Genomic DNA, 20,700 nt, shown 5'->3' with positions numbered 1-20,700 from the left:
AGGTCAGGCGAGTGTGCCTATCTATGCCATTGCGGCTACAGATAGGGATAATAAGCTGTGGTAATACGCATAAAACTCGCCTTTGCTTGGGGTTAATTCGGCACTTAATAACATCGAGTGACTTGAGCACATCTAATTGCTTGGTCACATCACATAACGAAGGCAATTCGTCTGTTTTTAAATTTGTCTTAAATGTTAATAAGTTGCGTCAATGCCTCGTGCGGGTTCGAGGACGCAGGCTACGATAGGCAGTTAAGGTGTACTTGTCAACCATTACAACAGTATTTTGCTGAATTTTTGTCAGGGGCCAAGTGTACAATTTGTGTGACGTCGTGCCGTTTTTAGCTGAGGTTAAGAGTAGCAAGATGGATTATGGAGGCTGAACTTTTGTTGGTTACGGCAAGTGAATAGGCCGTAACTGAATGCAAAATCAAGAATACTCTGCCGCAGACCAAAAGGAATGCGGCAGAGTGGTGCTTCGAGGTTTGAAAGCGAGCTATTTTTGCTGCGCTTTTTGATGGCGAGCGAGCAAGTTGGCGTTAATATCACTTAAGCTTAGTGATTGATCCTCAAGCAAGACTAGCAAGTGATACACCAGATCCGATGCCTCGTTAATCAGCTCCTCTTTATCATGAGTTGCCGCGGCCAAGGCGGTTTCTAATCCTTCTTCACCGACTTTTTGGGCGATGCGTTTGGTGCCTCGGGCAAATAAAGAGGCGGTGTAGCTCGACTCAGGGTTTTGCCCCTTACGTGAGGCGATAAGTTCGGCTAGATTGTTTAAAAACGGGTGAGCATTGCCATCGAGCCAGCAGCTTTCGGTGCCTTTATGGCAGGTTGGGCCATTGGGCAACACCTGCACCAACAGGCTGTCGTTATCGCAGTCTTTATCGATGGCAACCAATTTTAGGGTATGGCCCGAGGTTTCGCCCTTGGTCCATAAACGTTGCTTAGAGCGGCTAAAAAACGTCACATCACCGGTTGCCAGTGTGTGCTGCAGCGCGGCTTTATCCATAAATCCGAGCATTAACACTTTGCCCGATAGGTGATTTTGGATAACCGCAGGGATAAGCCCTTGTTGTTTTTCCCAGTCGAGGCTATTAACCAGTTCTGCACTTGCAGCGCCTTGGCAACAGCTTGAAGTGGTTCCAGTTGTCATATCTGCATACCTTATTATTTCTATCAATCGCTACTGATGTTGAGTTACTGGCGAATGGCGATGCCTTCGGCCGCTAAATACTGTTTTAACTCGCCGATATTGATAATGGCTTTATGGAACACGCTGGCCGCCAGCGCTGCATCCACCTTAGCCTCGATAAACACATCGCGAAAATGCGCCATAGTGCCAGCGCCGCCCGAGGCGATTAAGGGCACGTCGCACAGCTGGCGTACGAGGCTTAACTGTTTGATATCATAGCCACCACGCACGCCATCTTGGTTCATCACGTTGAGCACAATTTCGCCGCAGCCGCGTTTTTGTACTTCTTCGACCCAATCCTGAGTGTACCAAGCGGTTTCTTTGGTGGCGGCTTCATCGCCGGTAAATTGCTTTACCTTATAACTGTCGCTTGCCGCATCATAAAAAGAGTCTACGCCAATCACTATGCATTGACGGCCAAATTCATCCTGCAGACGCGAGATTAAACTCGGATCGCTAAGAGCGGGTGAGTTGACCGAAATCTTATCCGCGCCAAAGGCCAGTAACTCACGGGCTTGGCCGATGGTTTTAATGCCGCCGGCAACGCAGAAGGGGATATCGATTTGCTCCGCCACTCGGCTCACCCAAGACTTATCGACCACACGGTCGTGGGCGCTGGCAGTGATATCGTAAAACACCAGTTCGTCGGCGCCCTCTGCGGCGTAACGTGCCGCGAGTGGTACTATGTCGCCAACAATTTCATGGTTGCGAAACTGTACGCCCTTAACCACGCAGCCATCTTTCACATCTAAACAGGGGACTATTCGTTTGGCCAGCATTGGATTGCCTCCGCCACATTAAACTGATTGATTAGTAAAGCTTTACCGATAATGATGCCCGCGGCGCCACTGTCTCTGACGGCGGCAACATCCTCAAGGGTGGCAATGCCGCCCGAGGCTTGCCAAGCGATGTCGGGATAGCGGCTGGATAGCTCTTGATAGAGTTCGGTATTGGCGCCTGTGAGGGTGCCATCGCGACTGATGTCAGTCACCAGCGCATGTTTAAACCCAACTTGGCTAAAGTCTTCAACGATAGATTCTAGACTCTTACCGCCACCGCTTTGCCAGCCAGAAACCGCGACGATTTTCTCACCGTTCTGATTGATATTCACATCCAGTGCGAGGCAAATAGCCTCGCTGCCAAACTTGTTAAACCAGCCCTTGACTAACTCGGGCTCTTTGGCGGCGAGCGAGCCTATCACCACGCGTTTAACCCCAAGGGATAATAACTCGGCAACTTGCTCTTCAGTGCGGATCCCGCCGCCCACTTGAATATTGGCACTTAGCCCTGCAGTCAGCTTGGCAATCAAAGCCGTTTGGCGTTTAGCGGGTTCTTTGGCGCCAGTTAAATCCACGATATGCAGCCAGTTTGCCCCTTGGCCTTGGTAAGATTGCAACTGGGCCAGTGGGCTTAAATCGAAGGTGGTCTGCTGCCCATAATCCCCTTGGTAGAGCCTAACTACCTTGCCATCAATTAAATCAATTGCTGGAATGATCATCTGTTGTCCTTAATTCTTTTGGCGCATTTGCTGCCACGCTTTATTGCTGAATGTTGTGGCTAAACAAGCTGGCTTAGCCAAACTTAGCCTCCCCACACTTAACTCAGTCAAAAGCTAATAAGCAATTGCATTTACTGCATTTTTAAAAAGTTACCTAGGATTTGTGCGCCCACGGCTGCGCTCTTCTCGGGGTGAAATTGCACGCCCATAAAGTTGTCTTTACCGATGGCGGCGCTAAAGTCCTCACCATAACGGCATTGTGCCAAGGTGTAGTCGCTTAATGGCGCGCGGTAGCTGTGCACAAAATACACATAACTGCCAGCTGGAACACCGGCAAACAGCGGGTGAACCTGAGACGGATTGCTAAAGGTCAGTTGGTTCCAGCCCATGTGCGGCAGAGGTAAATCTTCGGCCTTAAGTATTTGACGGTCTAGCTCGTCAATCTCAGTTGGAATAATGCCTAAGCAATGGCAATCCTGCGCTTGGCCGCCGCGTTCTTTAGAGAGCAGGGTAAGCATTTGCATCCCTAAACAGACACCCAGCACGGGTTGAGTTAACCCTTGAATTAATTCGACTAAGGCTTTTTCAGATAATGAAGCCATCGCGGCGCCAGCGCTGCCTACACCAGGCAGAACTACACGTTTAGCGGCTTTAATGCTGGCCTTGTCATCGGTGACTAACACCTTAGCGCCGAGGCGCTCAAAGGCGAACCGGACCGAACTTAAGTTGGCGCAACCTGTGTCTATGATGACAACATCAAATTCATCTATGTTTGCTGACATTGGGTTTTCCTATTGATGGGTCAGTGGGGAAGTGGTTTGTCGCCACATTCCCGAAACTGCCCCTCGTTAAAATCATCAGGCTTTGTATTATTCGCTAATCAATCTGCATCAGGTCATTAAACACCTAACTCAGATTTATCACGGTGTTAGAGCACGCCTTTACTCGATGGCAACACATCACCTTCAACTTTGACTGCCTGACGCAGCGCACGGCCCAGTACTTTAAATAGCGCTTCGACCTTATGGTGATCGTTATCTCCTTCGGCTGCGACGTGCAGGGTGCAGCGTAGGCCATCGGCAAAAGATCGGAAAAAGTGCGGCACCATTTCGGTGGCCATTTCACCGACTTTTTCCCGTTCAAATTGGGCGGCGAATTTGATAAAAGGCCTGCCGGAGAGATCGAGTAAGCATTCGCCCTTGGCCTCATCCATCGGCAAACTAAAACCAAAACGGGCAATACCGCGTTTATCGCCAAGTGCTTGGCGCAGTGCGTCCCCAATCGCCAATGCCGTGTCTTCAACGCTGTGGTGATCGTCTATCTCGAGATCGCCATCGACATTCACCTCCATTTTGAAGTTTCCGTGGGTGGCGATTTGATCCAGCATATGGTCGAAGAAACCAATGCCAGTGTTGATGACGCCTTTGCTGGCATTGTCGAGATCGACAGTCACGCGAATATCGGTTTCCTTGGTGGTGCGTACCACAGTCGCGGTGCGGCCCTTGTTGAGTAAGGCATCGGCAATCGCGTCCCAGCCTAGGCTGCCACGCTGATATTGAAAGCTTTTAATCCCCATGGCATTGCCCAGTTCCACATCTGTGTGTCTGTCACCAATCACGGCGGACTGAGTAAAATCGATGGTCCCTTGGGTCAAAAAGTCTTTTACCAGCCCTAGTTTTGGTTTGCGGCAGCTACAATTTTCATCGTTAAAGTGCGGGCAGATGAGTACATCTTCAAACCTAACCCCTTGGCTGGAGAGGATTTGCATCATCATATTGTGCGGCGCATCGAAATCTTCCTGCGGAAAGGAAGGGGTACCGAGTCCATCTTGATTGCTGACCATCACCAACCTAAACCCAGCTTTTTGCAGGCGCAGTAATGCGGGGATCACTTGGGGCTCGAATACCAGTTTGGCGAGGCTATCGACCTGTTTGTCGGTGATGGGCTCTTCAATTAAGGTGCCATCTCGGTCGATAAAAAGTATTTTCTGGGCGACATTTGGGGTAAATACTGGGTTCATGCTGCTACCTTTCAATTCAGTTTGTTATCTTTATAAAATCAGTCTATTAGGCCAATGCTGCGTTGATACTTGCGCTAAATGCTCACAGCTTTTGCGATTCAAAGAGCGACACTAAGCGGTCGGTGTCAGCCTGAGAGCTAAAGCTAAAACGAATGGCTTTAGCCAATCTAGGGTCCTTATAGGCCCGCGCGACAATGCCATTGTCGATAAGCAGCTTTGCCACTTTTGCCACGTCGTCGAATTCGGCGAGCACATAGTTGCCATTGGGTGTTAGCACGGCGCCGCCCCATTGCTCGCAGTACAAATTCAGCGCTGCCGCGAGTCGCTCGCCCTGAGCATTGAGCGCTTTGACTTGGGTTTTCATCCGCGTAATCCCAGCAGCTGATAGCGCTTGCACGGCCACTTCACTCACGGGCAATGGCACAGGATAGGGCGCAATCACCCGCATGATGATTTCGATAATCTCTTCATTGGCGAGCAAAAAGCCGCAGCGCGCGCCCGCTAAGGCAAAGGCCTTTGAAAGGGTGCGTAGCACCACAAGGTTTGGGTAAGACTCGAGTAAATCGGCGACGCTATATTCGGGGCAAAACTCGATATAAGCCTCATCGACAACAACGATGGCGTCAGGTAGGGCTTGGATGGCTTGCTCTATGCGCGCCTTGTCAATCACAGTGCCAGTTGGGTTATTGGGATTACAGATAAACACTAACTTAGCGCCGCGCGCGGCCGTCGCAAAGTCACTTGGGAGACAGTACTCCGCCGTTAAGCTTAATGCCTTAACGCCTACATTAAAGGTTTGCGCGCTAATGGCGTACATGCCGTAAGTGGGCCCAAAGGTCGCAATTGAGTCGATGCCTGGGATACAAAAAGCACGAATAAGTAGCTCGATGGCCTCATCGGCGCCGCGACTGGCGACAATTTTGCTCTCAGCAACACCGCTATATTGGCTATAGGCATTGATTAATGCGGGCGGTTGGCATTCGGGGTAACGATTTAACTTAGATAAATCGAGTTCGGCAACGGCCACATTATTGAAGGGCGATTCGTTAGCGTTGATCCAAATATCCCCACGACCACCCAGCCTGCGAGCACTTTGGTAAGGCGTTAACTCGAGCAGTTCAGGCCGAGCAAGACGTGCGGCAAGGGTTGTTGGCTCGATGTTTATGTTTTCGAGAGTATTGCTGGCGCAATTGGCGCTCGGAATATTTGTCACAGGCACGTTGCTCGTTGGTGCTTGGCTAGTTGGCACTTGGCTCATCCTATTCATCCTAAGTCTGGCTACGACTTTAATTAAGCGTACTGTTGATTGCGTTACTTATTTCCATCAGTCCTTAAGACTGGCTAAGCGTATCGCGACCGCATTTTTATGGGCATCGAGTAACTCATTGCTGGCAAGGGTCATTACCGCTTGCCCGAGTCCGAGTAGCCCCTTGGCACTGAGTTCTTGCACCGTAAAGCGGCGGCTAAAGTCTGCCAAGGAGAGGCTAGATACCGCGCGGCTATAACCGTAAGTCGGCAATACATGGTTAGTCCCACTGGCATAATCCCCAACCGATTCAGGTGTATAGGCACCTAAAAACACTGAGCCTGCGGCGCGAATATGATTTAGTACGTCCCGTGGGAAACGGGTTTGAATAATTAAGTGTTCGGGCCCATAGCGATTCGAAACGAGCGCCGCTTCTTGCATATCTTTTACCAAAATGGTGCGGCTGCCTTTTAGGGCGGTCGCGGCAATCTCTTGGCGCGGCAGGGCGGCCAGTTGTGACTCGAGCGCTTGATTGACAGATTGTGCTAATGGCTCAGAATCCGTGACTAAAATGACCTGCGAATCTGGACCATGCTCCGCTTGCGAGAGTAAATCCGCGGCAATAAATGCGCTATTGGCATCACTATCTGCAATAACCAACACCTCGGAGGGTCCCGCTGGCATATCGATAGACACAGTGCAGCGACCATCTTGGGAGACCAAGCGTTTGGCCTCGGTGACATAACGGTTGCCTGGGCCGAAAATCTTATCGACGCTAGGAATCGTTTCAGTGCCAAAGGCCAATGCGGCAATGGCTTGCGCGCCGCCCACTTGATAAATTTCAGTGATCCCACAGACGCTTGCCGCATACACAATCGCATCGTTAATCGGCGGCGGACTCACCAATACGCGTTTTTCACAGCCGGCGATTTTGGCTGGCAGAGCCAACATCATCACGGTCGAAATGAGGGGTGCGCTGCCGCCGGGAATATATAAACCGACTTTTTCAATCGGTTCGCTACGAAGCTCGCAGCGAACACCCGCTTGGGTTTCAATCTCTATGGGGCGAAATTGCTGCGCGCTGTGGAACACATCAATATTGGCCATCGCTTGGGCAATGGCGGCTTTAAGTTCTGCCGAGACTCGTGCGCTGGCGGCGCTAATCTCGCTTTCACTTAAACGCAGGCTGTCGATATTGGCACTATTAAAGCCATCAAACTTTTGATTAAACTCTTTCAGCGCCGCATCGCCACGGCTAGCCACGGCATCAACAATCGCCCGAACACTTTGTTCTAAGCCGCTGTCACCAATTAAAGGTGAGCGTTGGAGCGCGGCTTTTTGTTCATCGGTGGATAATGCTGCCCAAGTCAAAATATCCATAGATCACCCCATCATTTTTTCAATTGGCATTACGAGGATAGAGCTGGCACCTAGCGCGGTGAGCTGCTCCATGGTGTCCCAGAATAAATCTTCAGTACTGACGGCGTGGATGGCCACTCGATTAGTATCGTCGTTTAATGGCAGCACAGTCGGGTTTTCGGCGCCGGGCAGCAGGGCGACAATTTGATCTAAGGTTTCAGTGGGGGCGTGCAGCAAAATATATTTACTTTCACGGGCGCGGATCACGCCGTTTACGCGGGATAAAATTCTGTCGATTAGCGCTTGTTTGCTCGGCGTTTGGGTTTGGGTCGATTGAATAATACAGGCCATGGAGCGGTAGATGACTTCGGTCTCGTATAAACCGTTGGCCTCAAGGGTGGCGCCGGTGGAGACTAAGTCACAAATGCCATCGGCAAGCCCGGCACGCGGCGCGACTTCAACTGAGCCTTTTAACATACAGTCGCGATAACTTATGCCTTTTTGTTGCATAAAACGGCGAAGCAGGTTTGGGTAGGAGGTGGCAATTCGCAAGCCTTCCAAGGATGAGGCATCGGCATAGCTAAATTCGGTTGGCACGGCTAACGATAGGCGACAGGCACCGAAATCCAGTTGGCGTAATTTCACAAACTCGGCGGGTTTATTTAAGGTTTGACGTTCAATCTGCTCTTCTTCAAGCACGTTCTCACCAATAATGCCTAAATCGACCACGCCATCCATCACCAGCCCTGGAATATCATCGTCACGCACTCTGAGTAAATCGATAGGCATGTTGTCTGCGTGCGCGATAAGACGTTGTTCATTAATGGAAAACTTAACACCGCAGCTCTTGAGTAATTGCTGTGAGTCGGTGGATAAACGGCCAGATTTTTGGATGGCGATGCGTAAACGGTTTGATTCAGTCATAGTCTTGTCTCGCTCAAAGTTAACAAATTCAAAATGATATTCTTTTGTCGCATGGTTTAACTGGTTTCTATGTTTAGCCGGCGTTTATCTAGCTAACATATTGAAATTACATACTAAACATGGGTTAAGTCGTAAGTTAAAAAGCCTAAAAGCAAAAACCCCCGGAATTCCTTCCAGGGGTTAGTGATCATCTTTGAATCAGTCCGCCAGAAGGATACAGTCCTCCGGCAGTGAGCGTCCGAAGGCTACCGCATATGGTGGTGATGGTGGATAGCGTTCAGTAATGGGCTCATATGACTCTCTATACTCTGTATTCTGTTGAATTCGGTGCTGATGGATACTTATCCATCGAACGTTTTTTTAAGCTAACCGCTTTCTGTGCCGTTTGCAACAGCTAATTTTAACTAAATAAGAATATTTATGCGCTTTATGAAAATGTTTCATCTTGAAGGTCGCTGGAGGTAAATCAACCGATTGCATGAGGGGACTACTTGAGGTTTACTAGGGATGGGCATAAAGCTGACTCTGTGTTTAGAATCGTTCGGCAGCTAGAATAGCGGCAAGGATGGCAGATTTTATCTAGCAGCATCCTCTAGACTGGCGATTGAGTGTCAGTCACAGCGCTAATGCTGGATTAGCGCGTGACATCCCTTTTACCGTGTTAAATATTCTCCAAACAGGCGATCAACTGTTTGTTGGCAATATTTATCTTCACCACGCCAATATTCGGCAAATACCCAGTCATTTTTGCCTTGGCGTTGTCTATCGACAGTATTGGGTTTTAATATTCCGAGACTGGCTAATATTTCGATTAATATTTGTCGTTCAGCTTTACTCGATTTTATTACACTCGCTAATCTTTTCTCCAATGCGCTGGGATAATCGCTCGGCTGAGATGTTTCTATAATCGTTAATATCTCCCTAAAACAGGCAATATCGGCTGTCGTTGGCTCTGGAATATCGGCCTTGATAAATTGGTTTAAATCAAAATAGGTATACAAAATATCCCCATGGCGCACGCCGCCCCATTTAATGCGCTCGAAATTGAATACATTAATATCCATCTCGTTATAGGATTCACTTTCTCGGATGCCATATTGACTGTCTCGGCAAATGCCACAGGTATAGGAGTGTGCCGTTGGTTTGCCATCCGTATAGGAAGTGCCTGAAATGACGGGCGCATATTGGTGTGATGGGATTTTTTGGGCGATCGCATAGGATGCAAGGGATGAGCGCCAATCCAATCGCCTAGAGGTTAGACTGCTTAAAAATCCTTTTGTTACTTGTGTTTGCGAAATGCCTTTTACTAGCGCTGCGATGGCAATGATGCATTCATCGTGGGAGATAGTTAAAGGATCAAACATTAATCCTTTCGATTTGGCGTAGTTAAAGTCGGACTCGGAGAGACTTCTATTTTTGGCGTCAATCCAACCATTCTTCCAATAGGTGGAGAATAAAATCCTTTTTGCTTTTTTATCCATAGCTGATTCTTTTTATCTTCTAATAATTGGGTTTAATATATCTTAAAAATCTCAATTAAAGCGGTTAACACTCTACATTTATATAAGCATCGTTTTGATAGTAATAACTGACAGCATGAATTAAGTCATGCAAGGTGGCATTTGGCCGCTGTTGCACTAAGTTAGCATTGATGCTTTGTAAATCCGCAATGCTTAAAACGTATTGATAGCCTTGGGTTTGTGGGTAGAGAGGCTCATCCTGTTGGTCGCGTTCTTCTTCAAGTTCATCGTCAATGATTAACACCGACATTGTGGGACTTAATGGTTGTTCTCGGGCTTTGTACATATCCAGGTGCCACGAAAAAGAACCGAGTTGGGATAATAGAGTTTCCAAGGTTAATGTTAATCGCATGAAATATCCTTTTAAGCGAGCATCATTTACATCATTATGGCAAGTTAATTAGGGTTAAGGATTCAATAGACCCAGCATGAATTCGGTTAACGCAAATGATGAGAAAATAAACAGCAAATTAATCAAGGCCCGCATAATCCAAGGTAATGCGCCGTAGGAAAGGCCATATTTATTTGAGGCAATCACGATAATCCCCATGATGGCAAACCAAGGGGTAAAAAAGAACATGGTCTGCCATTTTACCAGAGCGATGGCGAGATCATGTAGCGCACCGCTGACCAAAAAGGTGACGAGTACGGCGAGCCACATGGGCAGAAACTGACTGCTAGGACGCATGACATTACGTGATAAATAATAACCCCAAATCGGATTCCAATAATGCCAAAAAATGGGGAATGACTTAGCGCCAAGGGCGCGGGATAGCATATTTCTCATCGAGTGATTGGCACCCAGTGGCACACCATTTCGCTTTTTCACATATTGTGACAAAGATAATGTCGTTTGCATGGTTAACCTCTATGCTCCACGCTTACCTTCATAGTGAGTGATCTGCAGTCTGTTTTGCTGTCTAAAATATACGGTTATCAATATTGATTACAGCACTGCACCAGGCAAGCAGTAAGTTATGCTTTTATCTGCCATAGCATAACAGGTTTTGTCATTCATTTCGGGTGACGGCCTTATGAAGATACCTGGGTTGCCATTAACACGAATCAGCTGCGATTGATTATCCTGTCTTATAAAAATCGTACCTCCATTTTCGAGCGAGACATTAACTAGGTATTCGCTCATATTGGCGCAAATTGCGATTTCACAAGATTCAGAGCGTTCTTCCTGCCCATTAATAACGAGGCATTGTGAAGTCACTCATCACAACCAGCCCATGAGGCGGGGTTAAAAGCCAACAATAGTAAAAAACCAGACAGGTATTTCATTGAATCATCCTGTCGCGTTATAAACCTTCATCCGTGGCAAGGAGCACCAATCTTTTAAGCGTATTTTCGACTGGCCGCCAAACTTCGTAATATTCTCGCATAGAACTATGTTCATGTTGAATTCGGCGCAGGACTGAAACTATTGGTATTATTAGGCGGGCTTAATTACACTGCGGCCTTACGGAGTCCGGCTCCTTAGCTCTTGCTGACAAATTTACTCTGAGTTAGCCATCTTAGAACCGTATTATGTTAACCCTATTAAAGGACCTCGCACGCCCTTGAATCACTCCCGACGCCCAGCGATGCGGCAAGCCATACTTCAGCAATCCAATCTGCAGTCGAGCGACGCTCAACGTCCAATGAGCCGATTGGCGAGTGAAGTGCTGCGCGCTTTTGCCAGCGATGGGGTGCTTGCCAAGCATATTCAAGGGTTTAGTGCGCGTCAGAGTCAGGTTGAAATGGCGCAAATCATCAGTGAAGCGATTGCGAGTAAGGGCAATGCACTGATTGAAGCGGGAACTGGGGTCGGTAAAACCTTCGCATATCTAATTCCGGCGATCTTAAGTGGCAAGCAAGTAATCGTGAGCACGGGCAGTAAAAACTTGCAGGAGCAATTGTTTCTAAAGGATTTACCCGCATTGACATCTATGCTTGGGATTGCGCCCAAGCTTGCCTTATTAAAAGGCCGCAATAACTATTTATGCCAGCATCGACTCGATAGGCAGATGCAGGAGGCCAGCCATATTGAGGCGCGCATATTGGATGATTTACTCAAAATCAATCAATGGGCGGGTATGAGTGAAGATGGCGATATCGGTGGCTTAACCTCTGTTGCCGAAAACTCACCCGCGCTTCCCTTAGTGGTCAGTACCAAAGAGACCTGTCTTGGCCAGCGCTGTGAATTTTATGATGCCTGTTTTATCCGCAAGGCCCGCAGCCGCGCCATGGACGCAAAAATCATCGTGGTGAATCATCACTTATTCTTTGCCGACAGCGTGTTAAAGGATACGGGCTTTGCCGAGCTGTTGCCCGATCCTGATGTTGTGATCTTCGATGAGGCGCATTTGCTGCCAGACATCTGCGTCAGTTACTTTGGGCAGCAATCGTCGAGTCGCACCATTGATGATTATCTGCAAAAGTTATTGCAGATTTATCAAACTGAGCTCAGCGATACGGGGCAGATTGCTCAATTTTGTCAGCGCTGTTTAACCAAGTTAAGTGATTGGCATAATGCGTTATTTTCGAGTGGCGAGTCGGACTGGCGGATGCAGCTTGGCAATAAATCCATCGCCTTAGCTTCTTGGGATTTATTAGCTGAATTAACCGCACTGCAAAAGCTGTTACTTGTACACGTTGGACGCAGTGAATTATTGGATGATATTGCGGTAAAGCTGACTGAGCTTAATCATAAACTGAATCAATTTTTTAATTGTGATAACCCGCAGGCGGCGTACAGCGTTGAGTTTGGTAGCCGCTTTGTCATGCTACGTATGTCACCCATCAATATTGCCCGCGAGTGTCAGCAGCTATTTGTCGCCAATACTAGCTGGATTTTTACCTCGGCGACCTTGCAAGTGAACCGCAGCCTAGGGCATTTTGCACAGGAACTTGGGATAAGCGATGCCAAGGCGCATATCTTAGACAGTCCCTTTGATTATCCGCGTCAGGCGTTATTTTGTGTGCCTAGGCAACTGGGAAATGTGGCGAATCAACAGCAAGCGCTTAAGCAGTTAGTCGATGTATGTGTCAAATCGATTGAGGCGGCGCAGGGGCGAACCTTTATTCTGTTTACCAGCCATAAAATGCTCGAGCAAACCGCGCTGGCATTGCGCACACGAACTCAATATCCACTCTTGGTGCAAGGGCAGGCGGGTAAGCAGAGTCTGCTGACCAAGTTTCGCCAACTGGGGAATGCAGTGTTACTGGGCACGAGCAGTTTTTGGGAAGGGGTGGACGTGCGCGGCAAGTTATTAAGCTGCGTGATTATCGATAAGCTGCCCTTTGTGTCACCCGATGAGCCGCTTTACCGTGCCCGCGCCGACAATATCAGCCGTCAGGGCGGCGATCCTTTTACCCAAGTATCATTACCTCAGGCGATTATTGCGCTTAAACAAGGGGTTGGACGTTTGATCCGTGACGAAAAGGACTGCGGTGTACTCATTCTTTGTGATAATCGAATTGTGAATCGCGCCTACGGACAGGCGTTTTTAAACTCATTGCCGCCGATGGCGCGTACCCGAGATTTAGACCAAGCCCTGCAATTTTTAAGGAAAATCCCTTAGTACAAATAATGAGTTGAAGCTGCAACGCTTCAACAATGTGTTTCCTTTCTGGAGTATGGACGTGTTTAATTGGTTAAAGGGCTTAGTCTCCAAAGATCTATTGATTGAGTTAACTGAAGCTAAGACTAGGATAAAGTCTTTTGGTGATAAGAGCTGTGTTGAATTTGAACCTGTGATTGCTCTAGTCGATGAGCCGAATCAGACGCGGATCAAGGCCATTGGTCATGAGGCTGCAGGAATGTCAGGCAAGGACGTTCGCCTTGTTAATCCTTTTTCCCATCCTCGGATGTTTGTAGCAAGCTTTGAACTGGCTGAAAAACTGCTCCAATATGGCATTTCGCAACTTCACACATCTGGATTTCGGGCGGCGCCGCGGGTGATTGTGCACCAGTTAGAAAAGACGGAAGGTGGTCTAACCGATATTGAGGATAGGGTACTGCGTGAACTTGCTCTGGGCGCTGGGGCAAGAGAGGTCGTGATTTATCTTGGTCCTAGGATTAATACTCAATTTGAGCATTATGACGACATTAAACGCGCACAATTTAAAGCTAGGAAGGGATAAAACTATCCCTTCTCAGCTTAACTCAGACTTTTTAAGAATTAGACTTTTAATCCAACCATCAGTTGGTCAAGTTGTCCCGCAGTGGCTTGCAATTCATCACAACCCGACACAGACTGGTTCGCCGATTGCTCGACATCGTGGGATTGATTGCGAATTTCCATCAGATTGGTCGCGATTTCGTTAGCCACGGCCGATTGTTCTTCGGCTGATGTTGCGATTAGTACACTCATTTCGAACACGCGGCTGCTGTGGTGGGCAATGGATTCGAGATCTTTACCCGTTTGCAGCACATGTTGCTTGCCTTCACTCGCTTGGTTAACGGTGCGCGACATGACTTGCGTCAGGTTGCGGCTACCTTGTTGCAATGACTCGATCATCGACTTGATTTCAACCGTTGCCGCCTGTGTGCGACCGGCAAGGGTTCTCACCTCATCGGCGACCACCGCAAAACCACGGCCCTGTTCGCCAGCACGTGCCGCTTCAATCGCAGCATTGAGCGCGAGTAGGTTAGTCTGCTGAGAAATGGCATTAATGGTCGACACCACTTCATCAATTTTACTGGCGTTTTCGTTGAGGATATTCACCGCATCTGAGGCCGCAGAAATCTCATCAGACAGCACATCAATCGCGCTAACTGTGGTTTCAATATCCTTAGAGCCTGCATTCACCTGCTGATTCGCCTCTTGGGTTTCGGCGGAGGATTGCTCGGCGTTGCGTGCCACTTCTTTAACCGCGGCGGTCATTTCTTCCATCGCTGTGGCTAAGGAATCGAGATGCTGACGTTGATTGACCGCAAGGGCTTGTCCTTGCTGCGCCGTGCTTCTAAATGATGAAACCACTTCCCGAATTTTGCTGGTGGATTCAGCAATTTGCTTCACTAGGGTATGTTGACGTTCAACGAGAGTGTCGATGCTGATAGCAAGAATGCTGAACTCATCTTTCACTTCGAAGAAGTTTAATCGGCCAGTCAAATCCCCTGAAGCGGCACGTTTGAGCGCCATGACTGTGGTATAGAGTGCGCCGCCCACAAAGGTGGAAATGTAATAGCTAAAGAGGAAGAGCACGAATAACAGTACCGCCATCACGCTATAAACCAAGAGATTATCGGCAGATAACAGGGCATCGAGTTGACGCTCGTCGACGGGTATAATGGTTAACATATTGTGCTCGTTCACTGAGCTTATCGCCCTTTGAGGTGAACTGCTGGTATCGATACCGCCACCACTGCGTGCAATGGTTTGCGCGCGGCTGTCAGCCTCTGAAACCGTGATAATTCGAACATTTTGCATCCCTTGGCTTAACAGATTAGGGAGATTTTGCTGTTCTTGTTCGGGCAATTTGTTATAGACCTGCGCCGCGAGTTGATTGATTTTCTGTGACGAGTCCTGAATGCCGTTCAAATGGCTTTCGAGCAGGGTGTCCCTAAACTGAGTATTTAAAAAGACCGCTAATCCCACAATCATAAACATGGGAACTAGGGCGAGAATTGCAAACTTGGTTTTTAAGGTCATGTGGATAAGGTATTGATCTATCCAGCGAAATTTAACTTCTTTCATTAGCGCCTCGATAAATTGGGCTGTGACCAAATTGATATCGGTCGGTTTGCCATAGACTTTATGATTTTCTGTTTAGTAAGCAGTTGCTTGTATTATTGTTGTCCAATTGCGGCATTTTTGTTTGTTTTGCAGCAATTTTGGCAAGGTACAAACATAAGTTTACAGTTTAGTTACATGTGTCGCTAGTAGTTAGTGTCCGATGAGGCGATTGCTGTAAAAATCAGCAAATGTTTTTCCAAGGTGTCAAACTCGACGGATTTGTTGGGGTAACACATGAATTTGCATGATAAAAACCCCGAATAAACCCTAGTAATATGCCGCTCGCTCGCGTAAAATTTCTCTCCTTTTATTTCGTTATAGCTAGCAAAGCGTCTGGCATTAACGCCCGATAACCTGAGCACCCAAATAGCCTGAAAGTTTGGCGCCCATAGCACTTGTTTATCAAGCGCGACTATGCAGTGGAAGAGAAAATGCAGCAGTTAACTGAGATCGTAGAACAAGCCTTAGTCATTATTGACCAGGCCAGTGATCTAAAAGCACTGGATGATATCCGTGTCGATTACCTGGGTAAGAAGGGTAAGATCACCGACATGATGAAAATGATGGGCAGCTTAAGTCCTGAAGAAAAACCCGCTTTTGGTCAGGCGGTCAATGATGCGAAGCAGGCCATTCAACAGAAATTAACTGAGCGCATCGACGGCCTGAAAAGTGCCGAACTGGAAGCCAAGTTAATCGCCGAAAAGATTGATGTGACGCTACCAGGCCGCACTATCGACATCGGTGGCTTACACCCAGTGACGCGCACCATTGAACGTATCGAAACCTTTTTTGGGGAATTAGGGTTTACGGTAAAACAAGGGCCAGAAATCGAAGATGACTTCCATAACTTCGACGCCTTGAATATCTCTGAGCACCACCCAGCGCGTGCCGACCACGATACGTTTTACTTTAATCCTAAGCTGATGCTGCGTACCCAAACGTCGGGCGTGCAGATCCGTACTATGGAAACTGAAAAACCGCCATTGCGGATTATTTCACCGGGTCGTGTGTATCGTAACGACTACGACCAAACTCACACGCCAATGTTCCACCAAGTGGAGGGTTTGCTGGTGGATGAAAACGTTAACTTCGCCGAATTAAAAGGCGTGTTACACGACTTCCTGCGTAACTTCTTCGAGGAAGATTTGCAGGTGCGTTTCCGTCCTTCTTATTTCCCATTTACTGAACCTTCAGCCGAAGTAGACGTGATGGGTAAAAACGGCAAATGGTTAGAAGTGTTAGGCTGCGGTATGGTGCACCCGAACGTGCTACGTAGCGTGGGCATCGATCCAGAAAAATACTCTGGTTTTGCTTTTGGTATGGGCGTTGAGCGTTTAACTATGCTGCGTTACGGCGTAAACGATCTACGTGCGTTTTTCGAAAACGACCTGCGTTTCCTGAAGCAATTTAAATAACGGAGCTGTATAGCATGAAATTTAGCGAATCTTGGCTTCGTGAGTGGGTCAATCCTGCCGTTAGCCGTGAAGCATTATCCCACCAGATCACTATGGCTGGCCTTGAAGTCGATGGCGTTGATGCCGTGGCTGCCGAGTTCAACGGCGTTGTGATTGGTGAAGTGGTCGAATGTGGCCAGCATCCAGATGCAGACAAACTGCGTGTGACTAAAGTCAGTGTCGGCAGTGGTGAACTTATCGATATCGTTTGCGGTGCACCTAACTGCCGCCAAGGTCTACGCGTTGCCGTTGCCATGGTTGGCGCTGTATTGCCAGGCGATTTTAAAATTAAAAAGGCTAAGCTGCGTGGTATGCCTTCAGAAGGCATGCTGTGTTCATACAGCGAGCTGGGCATCGACATCGACAGCGATGGCATTATCGAACTGCCATTAGATGCGCCATTAGGCACGGATTTACGTGAGTATCTCCAGCTTGATGATGCTGTGATTGAAGTGGATTTAACTGCTAACCGTGCCGACTGTTTAGGCATGGTGGGCCTGGCCCGTGAAGTCGGCGTGTTAAACCGTGCAGCTGTGACTGAGCCACAATGGCAAGCCGTTACGCCAACGATTGATGCCAAAGTGGCTATCAATGTGAAGGAAACCGCAGCTTGCCCACGCTACTTAGGTCGTGTGGTGAAGAATGTGAACGTGAAAGCGGCTACGCCATTATGGATGCAGGAAAAACTGCGCCGCAGTGGTATCCGTTCTATCGATCCTATCGTCGATATCACTAACTTCGTGTTAGTTGAATTCGGTCAACCTATGCACGCCTTCGACCTTGCCAAGCTGACTGGCGATATCCAAGTGCGTTTGGGGAATGGCGAAGAGAAAATCACTCTGCTCGATGGCAGCGAAGTGACCATTCCAAGCGATACCCTAGTGATTGCCGACGATGCTCGCCCATTAGCGCTTGCTGGCGTATTTGGTGGCGAATATTCGGGTGTGAGTGACACCACGCAAGACATTCTGCTCGAATGTGCTTTCTTTGCACCATTAGCGATTATGGGTAAGTCACGCCGTTTAGGTCTGCATACTGATTCTTCACACCGTTTCGAACGTGGTGTTGACCCTGAGATGCAGCATAAGGTTATGGACCGTGCGACTCGCTTAGTGCTGGATATTTGCGGCGGTGAAGCGGGCCCTGTGGTTGAGGCCAAATCTGACGCTGACTTACCAAAGCCTGCGCAAATCTTATTGCGTCGCAGCAAGTTAGATAAAATTCTGGGTCACCATGTTCCCGATAGCGACGTAGTTGAAATCCTCGAACGTTTAGGTTTTGGCGTCGTTGCAGGTGAGGGTAGCTGGCAGGTCACCACCGCCACTTACCGCTTCGATATGGCGATTGAAGAAGACTTAATCGAAGAAGTTGCCCGTATCTACGGTTACAACAACATTCCAAACGTTGCGCCTGTGGCGTCACTGCGGATGTCAGACCATAAAGAGACCGACTTAAGCCTCAAGCGCGTACGTTCGCTGTTAGTGGCCCGAGGTTTCCAAGAAGCCGTGACTTACAGTTTCGTCGATCCTAAGCTGCAAAATCTGGTTCACCCAGGTGAGCAAGCCATGGTATTACCGAACCCGATTTCTAGCGAAATGTCGGCCATGCGTTTGTCGATGTTCACAGGATTATTGACTGCGGTTGGCTACAACCAAAGTCGTCAACAGGGGCGTGTGAGACTTTTTGAAACTGGCCTGCGCTTTGTTCCTGATATTAATGCAGAATCAGGTGTAAGACAGCAAGCTATGCTCGGTTGCGTCATAACTGGCCTCCAAAATGACGAACATTGGGCTATGGAATCGAAAACTGTTGATTTTTTCGACCTTAAAGGCGATTTAGAAGCAATTATCGGCTTGACAGTTTCCGCATCAGAATTTAGCTTTAGAGTAGCGACGCATTCTGCTCTTCATCCAGGGCAATGTGCTGAAATATTGAGAAATGATCGAGTGATCGGTCATATAGGTGCTATCCATCCTAGTTTGGAGAAGCCTTTTGGACTCAATGGTAAAACCATCGTTTTTGAGTTGGAATTGGATGCTTTATTGCATACCAGTTTACCGCTAGCCCAAGCTGTATCTAAGTTCCCGGCTAATCGTCGTGACATCGCAGTAGTCGTAGATGAAAGTGTATCTGCAGGCGATGTAATGAAATTGATAAGAAAAGTTGGCGAAAATCAGTTGGTTGGCATAAACTTGTTCGATGTATACTTAGGTAAAGGTGTTGAGCCCGGCAAGAAGAGCTTGGCGATAGCACTTACATTACAAGACACTACTCGTACACTTGAGGAAAAAGAGATCGCTGAGACAGTAGATTCAGTTGTTTCTGCCCTGAAGACCGAGTTCAACGCATCGTTGAGGGATTAAAGTATGGCACTTACCAAAGCCGAAATGGCAGAACATCTTTTTGAAACACTAGGCATTAACAAGCGTGTCGCCAAAGAGATGGTTGAGTCGTTCTTTGAAGAAATTCGAGGCGCACTTGAAAGTGGTGAGCAGGTCAAGTTATCTGGCTTTGGCAACTTTGACCTTAGGGATAAGAATCAAAGACCGGGAAGGAACCCAAAAACAGGCGAGGATATCCCGATTTCCGCTCGCCGTGTCGTGACCTTCCGTCCCGGCCAGAAACTGAAAACTCGCGTAGAAGCTGCTAACGCGGGCAAGTAATTTCTTAAAGTTTGATAGGAAAGCCACTCCATCGCGAGTGGCTTTCCTATTTTCTTCCTATGTGAATTCAGTCTTTTACTGTCTGAGGTGATTTCTTTGTCAAGACAGCCCAAACATTTTGACCGACGTTTTCAACTGGCCTTATTGCACCCTAAATATTGGGTCACTTGGTTGGCGATCGGCCTATTAGTGATTTTTGGGATCATGCCCGCGTGGCTGCGTGATCCTATCGCCAGAACCTTGGCCAAACTGGTGGCGCCTATTGCGAAAAAGCCGATAGGTATTGCCAGAGCGAACTTAAAGGCATGTTTCCCTGAAAAATCCGCAGCAGAGATTGAAGCCTTAATCGATGAGAACGTGCAGAACTTCGTCTTAGTGCTGTTATCTCAAGGTGAGCTGTTGGTACGCTCAAAGGTGCATTTACGCCGCCGTGTGAATCTCATGGGCTTTGAGCATGTGCAAGCGGCACAAGCGGAAGGGCAACCTGTGATATTTATCATGCCCCATGTGTGGCCTATCGATTATGCGGGACTGAGGTTAAACCTCGACTTGCCCATGGTGACTATGGCAAAGGCCCATAAAAACGCGCTATTTAACTGGTTTAATAATAGGGTACGTAGCAGTGGCGGTGGCCATGTTTATATGCGAGAGGCGGGGATCCGCGCCTTGTTGGCCGAATTGAAGCAGAACAATAGCTTTTTTTACCTGCCCGATGAAGATTTAGGCCCAGATCAGAGCGTGTTTACCCCGTTTTTAGGCACAGTTAAAGCGACATTACCCGTGGTTGGCCGCTTAGCTCAGGCGGGAAATGCCCAAGTGCTGCCGGTAAAAATTGGTTATAACCAAGCTTCACGCCAGTTTGATTTAACTGTGATGCCCGCTATTGCCGCCGAAGACATGGTCGGTAAAGAAAACGAAGCGTTGGCACTGAATAAAGCGGTTGAGCAAGTGATCCTCGCTTACCCTGAGCAATATATGTGGTTCTTAAGACTGCTTAAGACCCGTCCCGAAGGGCAAGCTTCGATTTATCAATAGCGACTTGTCCATAGTGAAAGTCGCGGCTCGCAGACCAATAAAATGGGCTTTAAGTGGAAT

The 20,700-nt window shown here is 48.1% G+C and carries 18 protein-coding genes; 6 read left to right on the top strand and 12 right to left on the bottom strand.

What is annotated here, in order from left to right; translation table 11 throughout:
- Positions 1-496: 496 nt before the first annotated feature.
- The 11 genes from hisIE to CF168_RS11440 all read right to left on the bottom strand — a co-directional run bounded on the left by hisIE (position 497) and on the right by CF168_RS11440 (position 10,621).
- Positions 497-1,156 (bottom strand): bifunctional phosphoribosyl-AMP cyclohydrolase/phosphoribosyl-ATP diphosphatase HisIE, encoded by a 660-nt coding sequence (gene hisIE, locus CF168_RS11490; RefSeq protein WP_240520021.1) that lies wholly within the window; start codon positions 1,154-1,156, stop codon positions 497-499.
- 44 nt (positions 1,157-1,200) lie between these two features.
- Complete coding sequence (gene hisF / locus CF168_RS11485; RefSeq protein WP_089067928.1) at positions 1,201-1,974, bottom strand: imidazole glycerol phosphate synthase subunit HisF; 774 nt, start codon at positions 1,972-1,974, stop codon at positions 1,201-1,203.
- Complete coding sequence (gene hisA, locus CF168_RS11480) at positions 1,956-2,693, bottom strand: 1-(5-phosphoribosyl)-5-[(5-phosphoribosylamino)methylideneamino]imidazole-4-carboxamide isomerase (RefSeq protein ID WP_089067927.1); 738 nt, start codon at positions 2,691-2,693, stop codon at positions 1,956-1,958. The genes hisF and hisA overlap by 19 nt, the downstream gene beginning before the upstream one ends.
- A 131-nt stretch (positions 2,694-2,824) precedes the next feature.
- Positions 2,825-3,475: an imidazole glycerol phosphate synthase subunit HisH gene (gene hisH, locus CF168_RS11475; RefSeq protein ID WP_089067926.1), complete on the bottom strand. Its 651-nt coding sequence runs from the start codon at positions 3,473-3,475 to the stop codon at positions 2,825-2,827.
- Between the two features lie 146 nt (positions 3,476-3,621).
- Entirely contained in the window at positions 3,622-4,713 is a 1,092-nt protein-coding gene (hisB, locus tag CF168_RS11470; protein ID WP_089067925.1) for a bifunctional histidinol-phosphatase/imidazoleglycerol-phosphate dehydratase HisB, read from the bottom strand.
- 82 nt (positions 4,714-4,795) lie between these two features.
- Positions 4,796-5,971, bottom strand: a complete 1,176-nt coding sequence (gene hisC / locus CF168_RS11465) for a histidinol-phosphate transaminase (RefSeq protein WP_089067924.1) — start codon at positions 5,969-5,971, stop codon at positions 4,796-4,798.
- 66 nt (positions 5,972-6,037) lie between these two features.
- Positions 6,038-7,339 (bottom strand): histidinol dehydrogenase, encoded by a 1,302-nt coding sequence (gene hisD, locus CF168_RS11460; RefSeq protein WP_089067923.1) that lies wholly within the window; start codon positions 7,337-7,339, stop codon positions 6,038-6,040.
- A 3-nt stretch (positions 7,340-7,342) separates the two neighbouring features.
- Positions 7,343-8,242: an ATP phosphoribosyltransferase gene (gene hisG, locus CF168_RS11455; protein WP_041409034.1), complete on the bottom strand. Its 900-nt coding sequence runs from the start codon at positions 8,240-8,242 to the stop codon at positions 7,343-7,345.
- A gap of 653 nt (positions 8,243-8,895) precedes the next feature.
- The gene (locus CF168_RS11450; protein ID WP_089067922.1) at positions 8,896-9,723 is read right to left on the bottom strand and encodes a hypothetical protein; all 828 of its coding nucleotides are present in this window, start codon (positions 9,721-9,723) and stop codon (positions 8,896-8,898) included.
- A gap of 64 nt (positions 9,724-9,787) precedes the next feature.
- A complete protein-coding gene (locus CF168_RS11445) occupies positions 9,788-10,114 on the bottom strand; it encodes a DUF7716 domain-containing protein (protein ID WP_089067921.1) in 327 nt (108 codons plus the stop codon).
- Positions 10,115-10,168: 54 nt separating this feature from the next.
- Complete coding sequence (locus CF168_RS11440) at positions 10,169-10,621, bottom strand: acyltransferase (RefSeq protein ID WP_089067920.1); 453 nt, start codon at positions 10,619-10,621, stop codon at positions 10,169-10,171.
- 730 nt (positions 10,622-11,351) lie between these two features.
- On the opposite strand from CF168_RS11440, the gene CF168_RS11430 reads away from it, so the two are divergent.
- On the top strand, positions 11,352-13,331 hold the full coding sequence (locus CF168_RS11430) for an ATP-dependent DNA helicase (RefSeq protein ID WP_240520095.1): 1,980 nt from the start codon (positions 11,352-11,354) through the stop codon (positions 13,329-13,331).
- Positions 13,332-13,386: 55 nt separating this feature from the next.
- Positions 13,387-13,893: a rod shape-determining protein gene (locus CF168_RS11425; RefSeq protein WP_167373701.1), complete on the top strand. Its 507-nt coding sequence runs from the start codon at positions 13,387-13,389 to the stop codon at positions 13,891-13,893.
- A 38-nt stretch (positions 13,894-13,931) separates the two neighbouring features.
- Here CF168_RS11425 and CF168_RS11420 read toward each other — a convergent pair whose 3' ends face one another.
- Positions 13,932-15,449 (bottom strand): methyl-accepting chemotaxis protein, encoded by a 1,518-nt coding sequence (locus CF168_RS11420; protein ID WP_089067919.1) that lies wholly within the window; start codon positions 15,447-15,449, stop codon positions 13,932-13,934.
- 470 nt (positions 15,450-15,919) lie between these two features.
- Between CF168_RS11420 and pheS the strand changes: the two genes are divergently transcribed.
- From pheS to lpxM, 4 genes are all read left to right on the top strand, one after another.
- Entirely contained in the window at positions 15,920-16,903 is a 984-nt protein-coding gene (gene pheS / locus CF168_RS11415; protein WP_041413005.1) for a phenylalanine--tRNA ligase subunit alpha, read from the top strand.
- Between the two features lie 14 nt (positions 16,904-16,917).
- Positions 16,918-19,305, top strand: a complete 2,388-nt coding sequence (gene pheT / locus CF168_RS11410) for a phenylalanine--tRNA ligase subunit beta (protein ID WP_089067918.1) — start codon at positions 16,918-16,920, stop codon at positions 19,303-19,305.
- Positions 19,306-19,308: 3 nt separating this feature from the next.
- A complete protein-coding gene (gene ihfA / locus CF168_RS11405; RefSeq protein WP_011716870.1) occupies positions 19,309-19,605 on the top strand; it encodes an integration host factor subunit alpha in 297 nt (98 codons plus the stop codon).
- Positions 19,606-19,701: 96 nt separating this feature from the next.
- Positions 19,702-20,640, top strand: a complete 939-nt coding sequence (gene lpxM / locus CF168_RS11400; RefSeq protein WP_089067917.1) for a lauroyl-Kdo(2)-lipid IV(A) myristoyltransferase — start codon at positions 19,702-19,704, stop codon at positions 20,638-20,640.
- Positions 20,641-20,700: the final 60 nt, after the last annotated feature.

This window comes from Shewanella bicestrii (assembly GCF_002216875.1).
Lineage (GTDB): Bacteria > Pseudomonadota > Gammaproteobacteria > Enterobacterales > Shewanellaceae > Shewanella > Shewanella seohaensis.
The sequence above is the reverse complement of the archived record's forward strand: the minus strand, read 5'-3'. Positions and strand labels throughout refer to the sequence as shown.

What these genes read in the sequence shown, in the direction of transcription:
- hisIE (WP_240520021.1), bottom strand. Translation starts at nt 1,156, where the DNA reads ATGACAACTGGAACCACTTCAAGCTGTTGCCAAGGCGCTGCAAGTGCA.
- hisF (WP_089067928.1), bottom strand. Translation starts at nt 1,974, where the DNA reads ATGCTGGCCAAACGAATAGTCCCCTGTTTAGATGTGAAAGATGGCTGC.
- hisA (WP_089067927.1), bottom strand. Translation starts at nt 2,693, where the DNA reads ATGATCATTCCAGCAATTGATTTAATTGATGGCAAGGTAGTTAGGCTC.
- hisH (WP_089067926.1), bottom strand. Translation starts at nt 3,475, where the DNA reads ATGTCAGCAAACATAGATGAATTTGATGTTGTCATCATAGACACAGGT.
- hisB (WP_089067925.1), bottom strand. Translation starts at nt 4,713, where the DNA reads ATGAACCCAGTATTTACCCCAAATGTCGCCCAGAAAATACTTTTTATC.
- hisC (WP_089067924.1), bottom strand. Translation starts at nt 5,971, where the DNA reads ATGAGCCAAGTGCCAACTAGCCAAGCACCAACGAGCAACGTGCCTGTG.
- hisD (WP_089067923.1), bottom strand. Translation starts at nt 7,339, where the DNA reads ATGGATATTTTGACTTGGGCAGCATTATCCACCGATGAACAAAAAGCC.
- hisG (WP_041409034.1), bottom strand. Translation starts at nt 8,242, where the DNA reads ATGACTGAATCAAACCGTTTACGCATCGCCATCCAAAAATCTGGCCGT.
- CF168_RS11450 (WP_089067922.1), bottom strand. Translation starts at nt 9,723, where the DNA reads ATGGATAAAAAAGCAAAAAGGATTTTATTCTCCACCTATTGGAAGAAT.
- CF168_RS11445 (WP_089067921.1), bottom strand. Translation starts at nt 10,114, where the DNA reads ATGCGATTAACATTAACCTTGGAAACTCTATTATCCCAACTCGGTTCT.
- CF168_RS11440 (WP_089067920.1), bottom strand. Translation starts at nt 10,621, where the DNA reads ATGCAAACGACATTATCTTTGTCACAATATGTGAAAAAGCGAAATGGT.
- CF168_RS11430 (WP_240520095.1), top strand. Translation starts at nt 11,352, where the DNA reads ATGCGGCAAGCCATACTTCAGCAATCCAATCTGCAGTCGAGCGACGCT.
- CF168_RS11425 (WP_167373701.1), top strand. Translation starts at nt 13,387, where the DNA reads ATGGACGTGTTTAATTGGTTAAAGGGCTTAGTCTCCAAAGATCTATTG.
- CF168_RS11420 (WP_089067919.1), bottom strand. Translation starts at nt 15,449, where the DNA reads ATGAAAGAAGTTAAATTTCGCTGGATAGATCAATACCTTATCCACATG.
- pheS (WP_041413005.1), top strand. Translation starts at nt 15,920, where the DNA reads ATGCAGCAGTTAACTGAGATCGTAGAACAAGCCTTAGTCATTATTGAC.
- pheT (WP_089067918.1), top strand. Translation starts at nt 16,918, where the DNA reads ATGAAATTTAGCGAATCTTGGCTTCGTGAGTGGGTCAATCCTGCCGTT.
- ihfA (WP_011716870.1), top strand. Translation starts at nt 19,309, where the DNA reads ATGGCACTTACCAAAGCCGAAATGGCAGAACATCTTTTTGAAACACTA.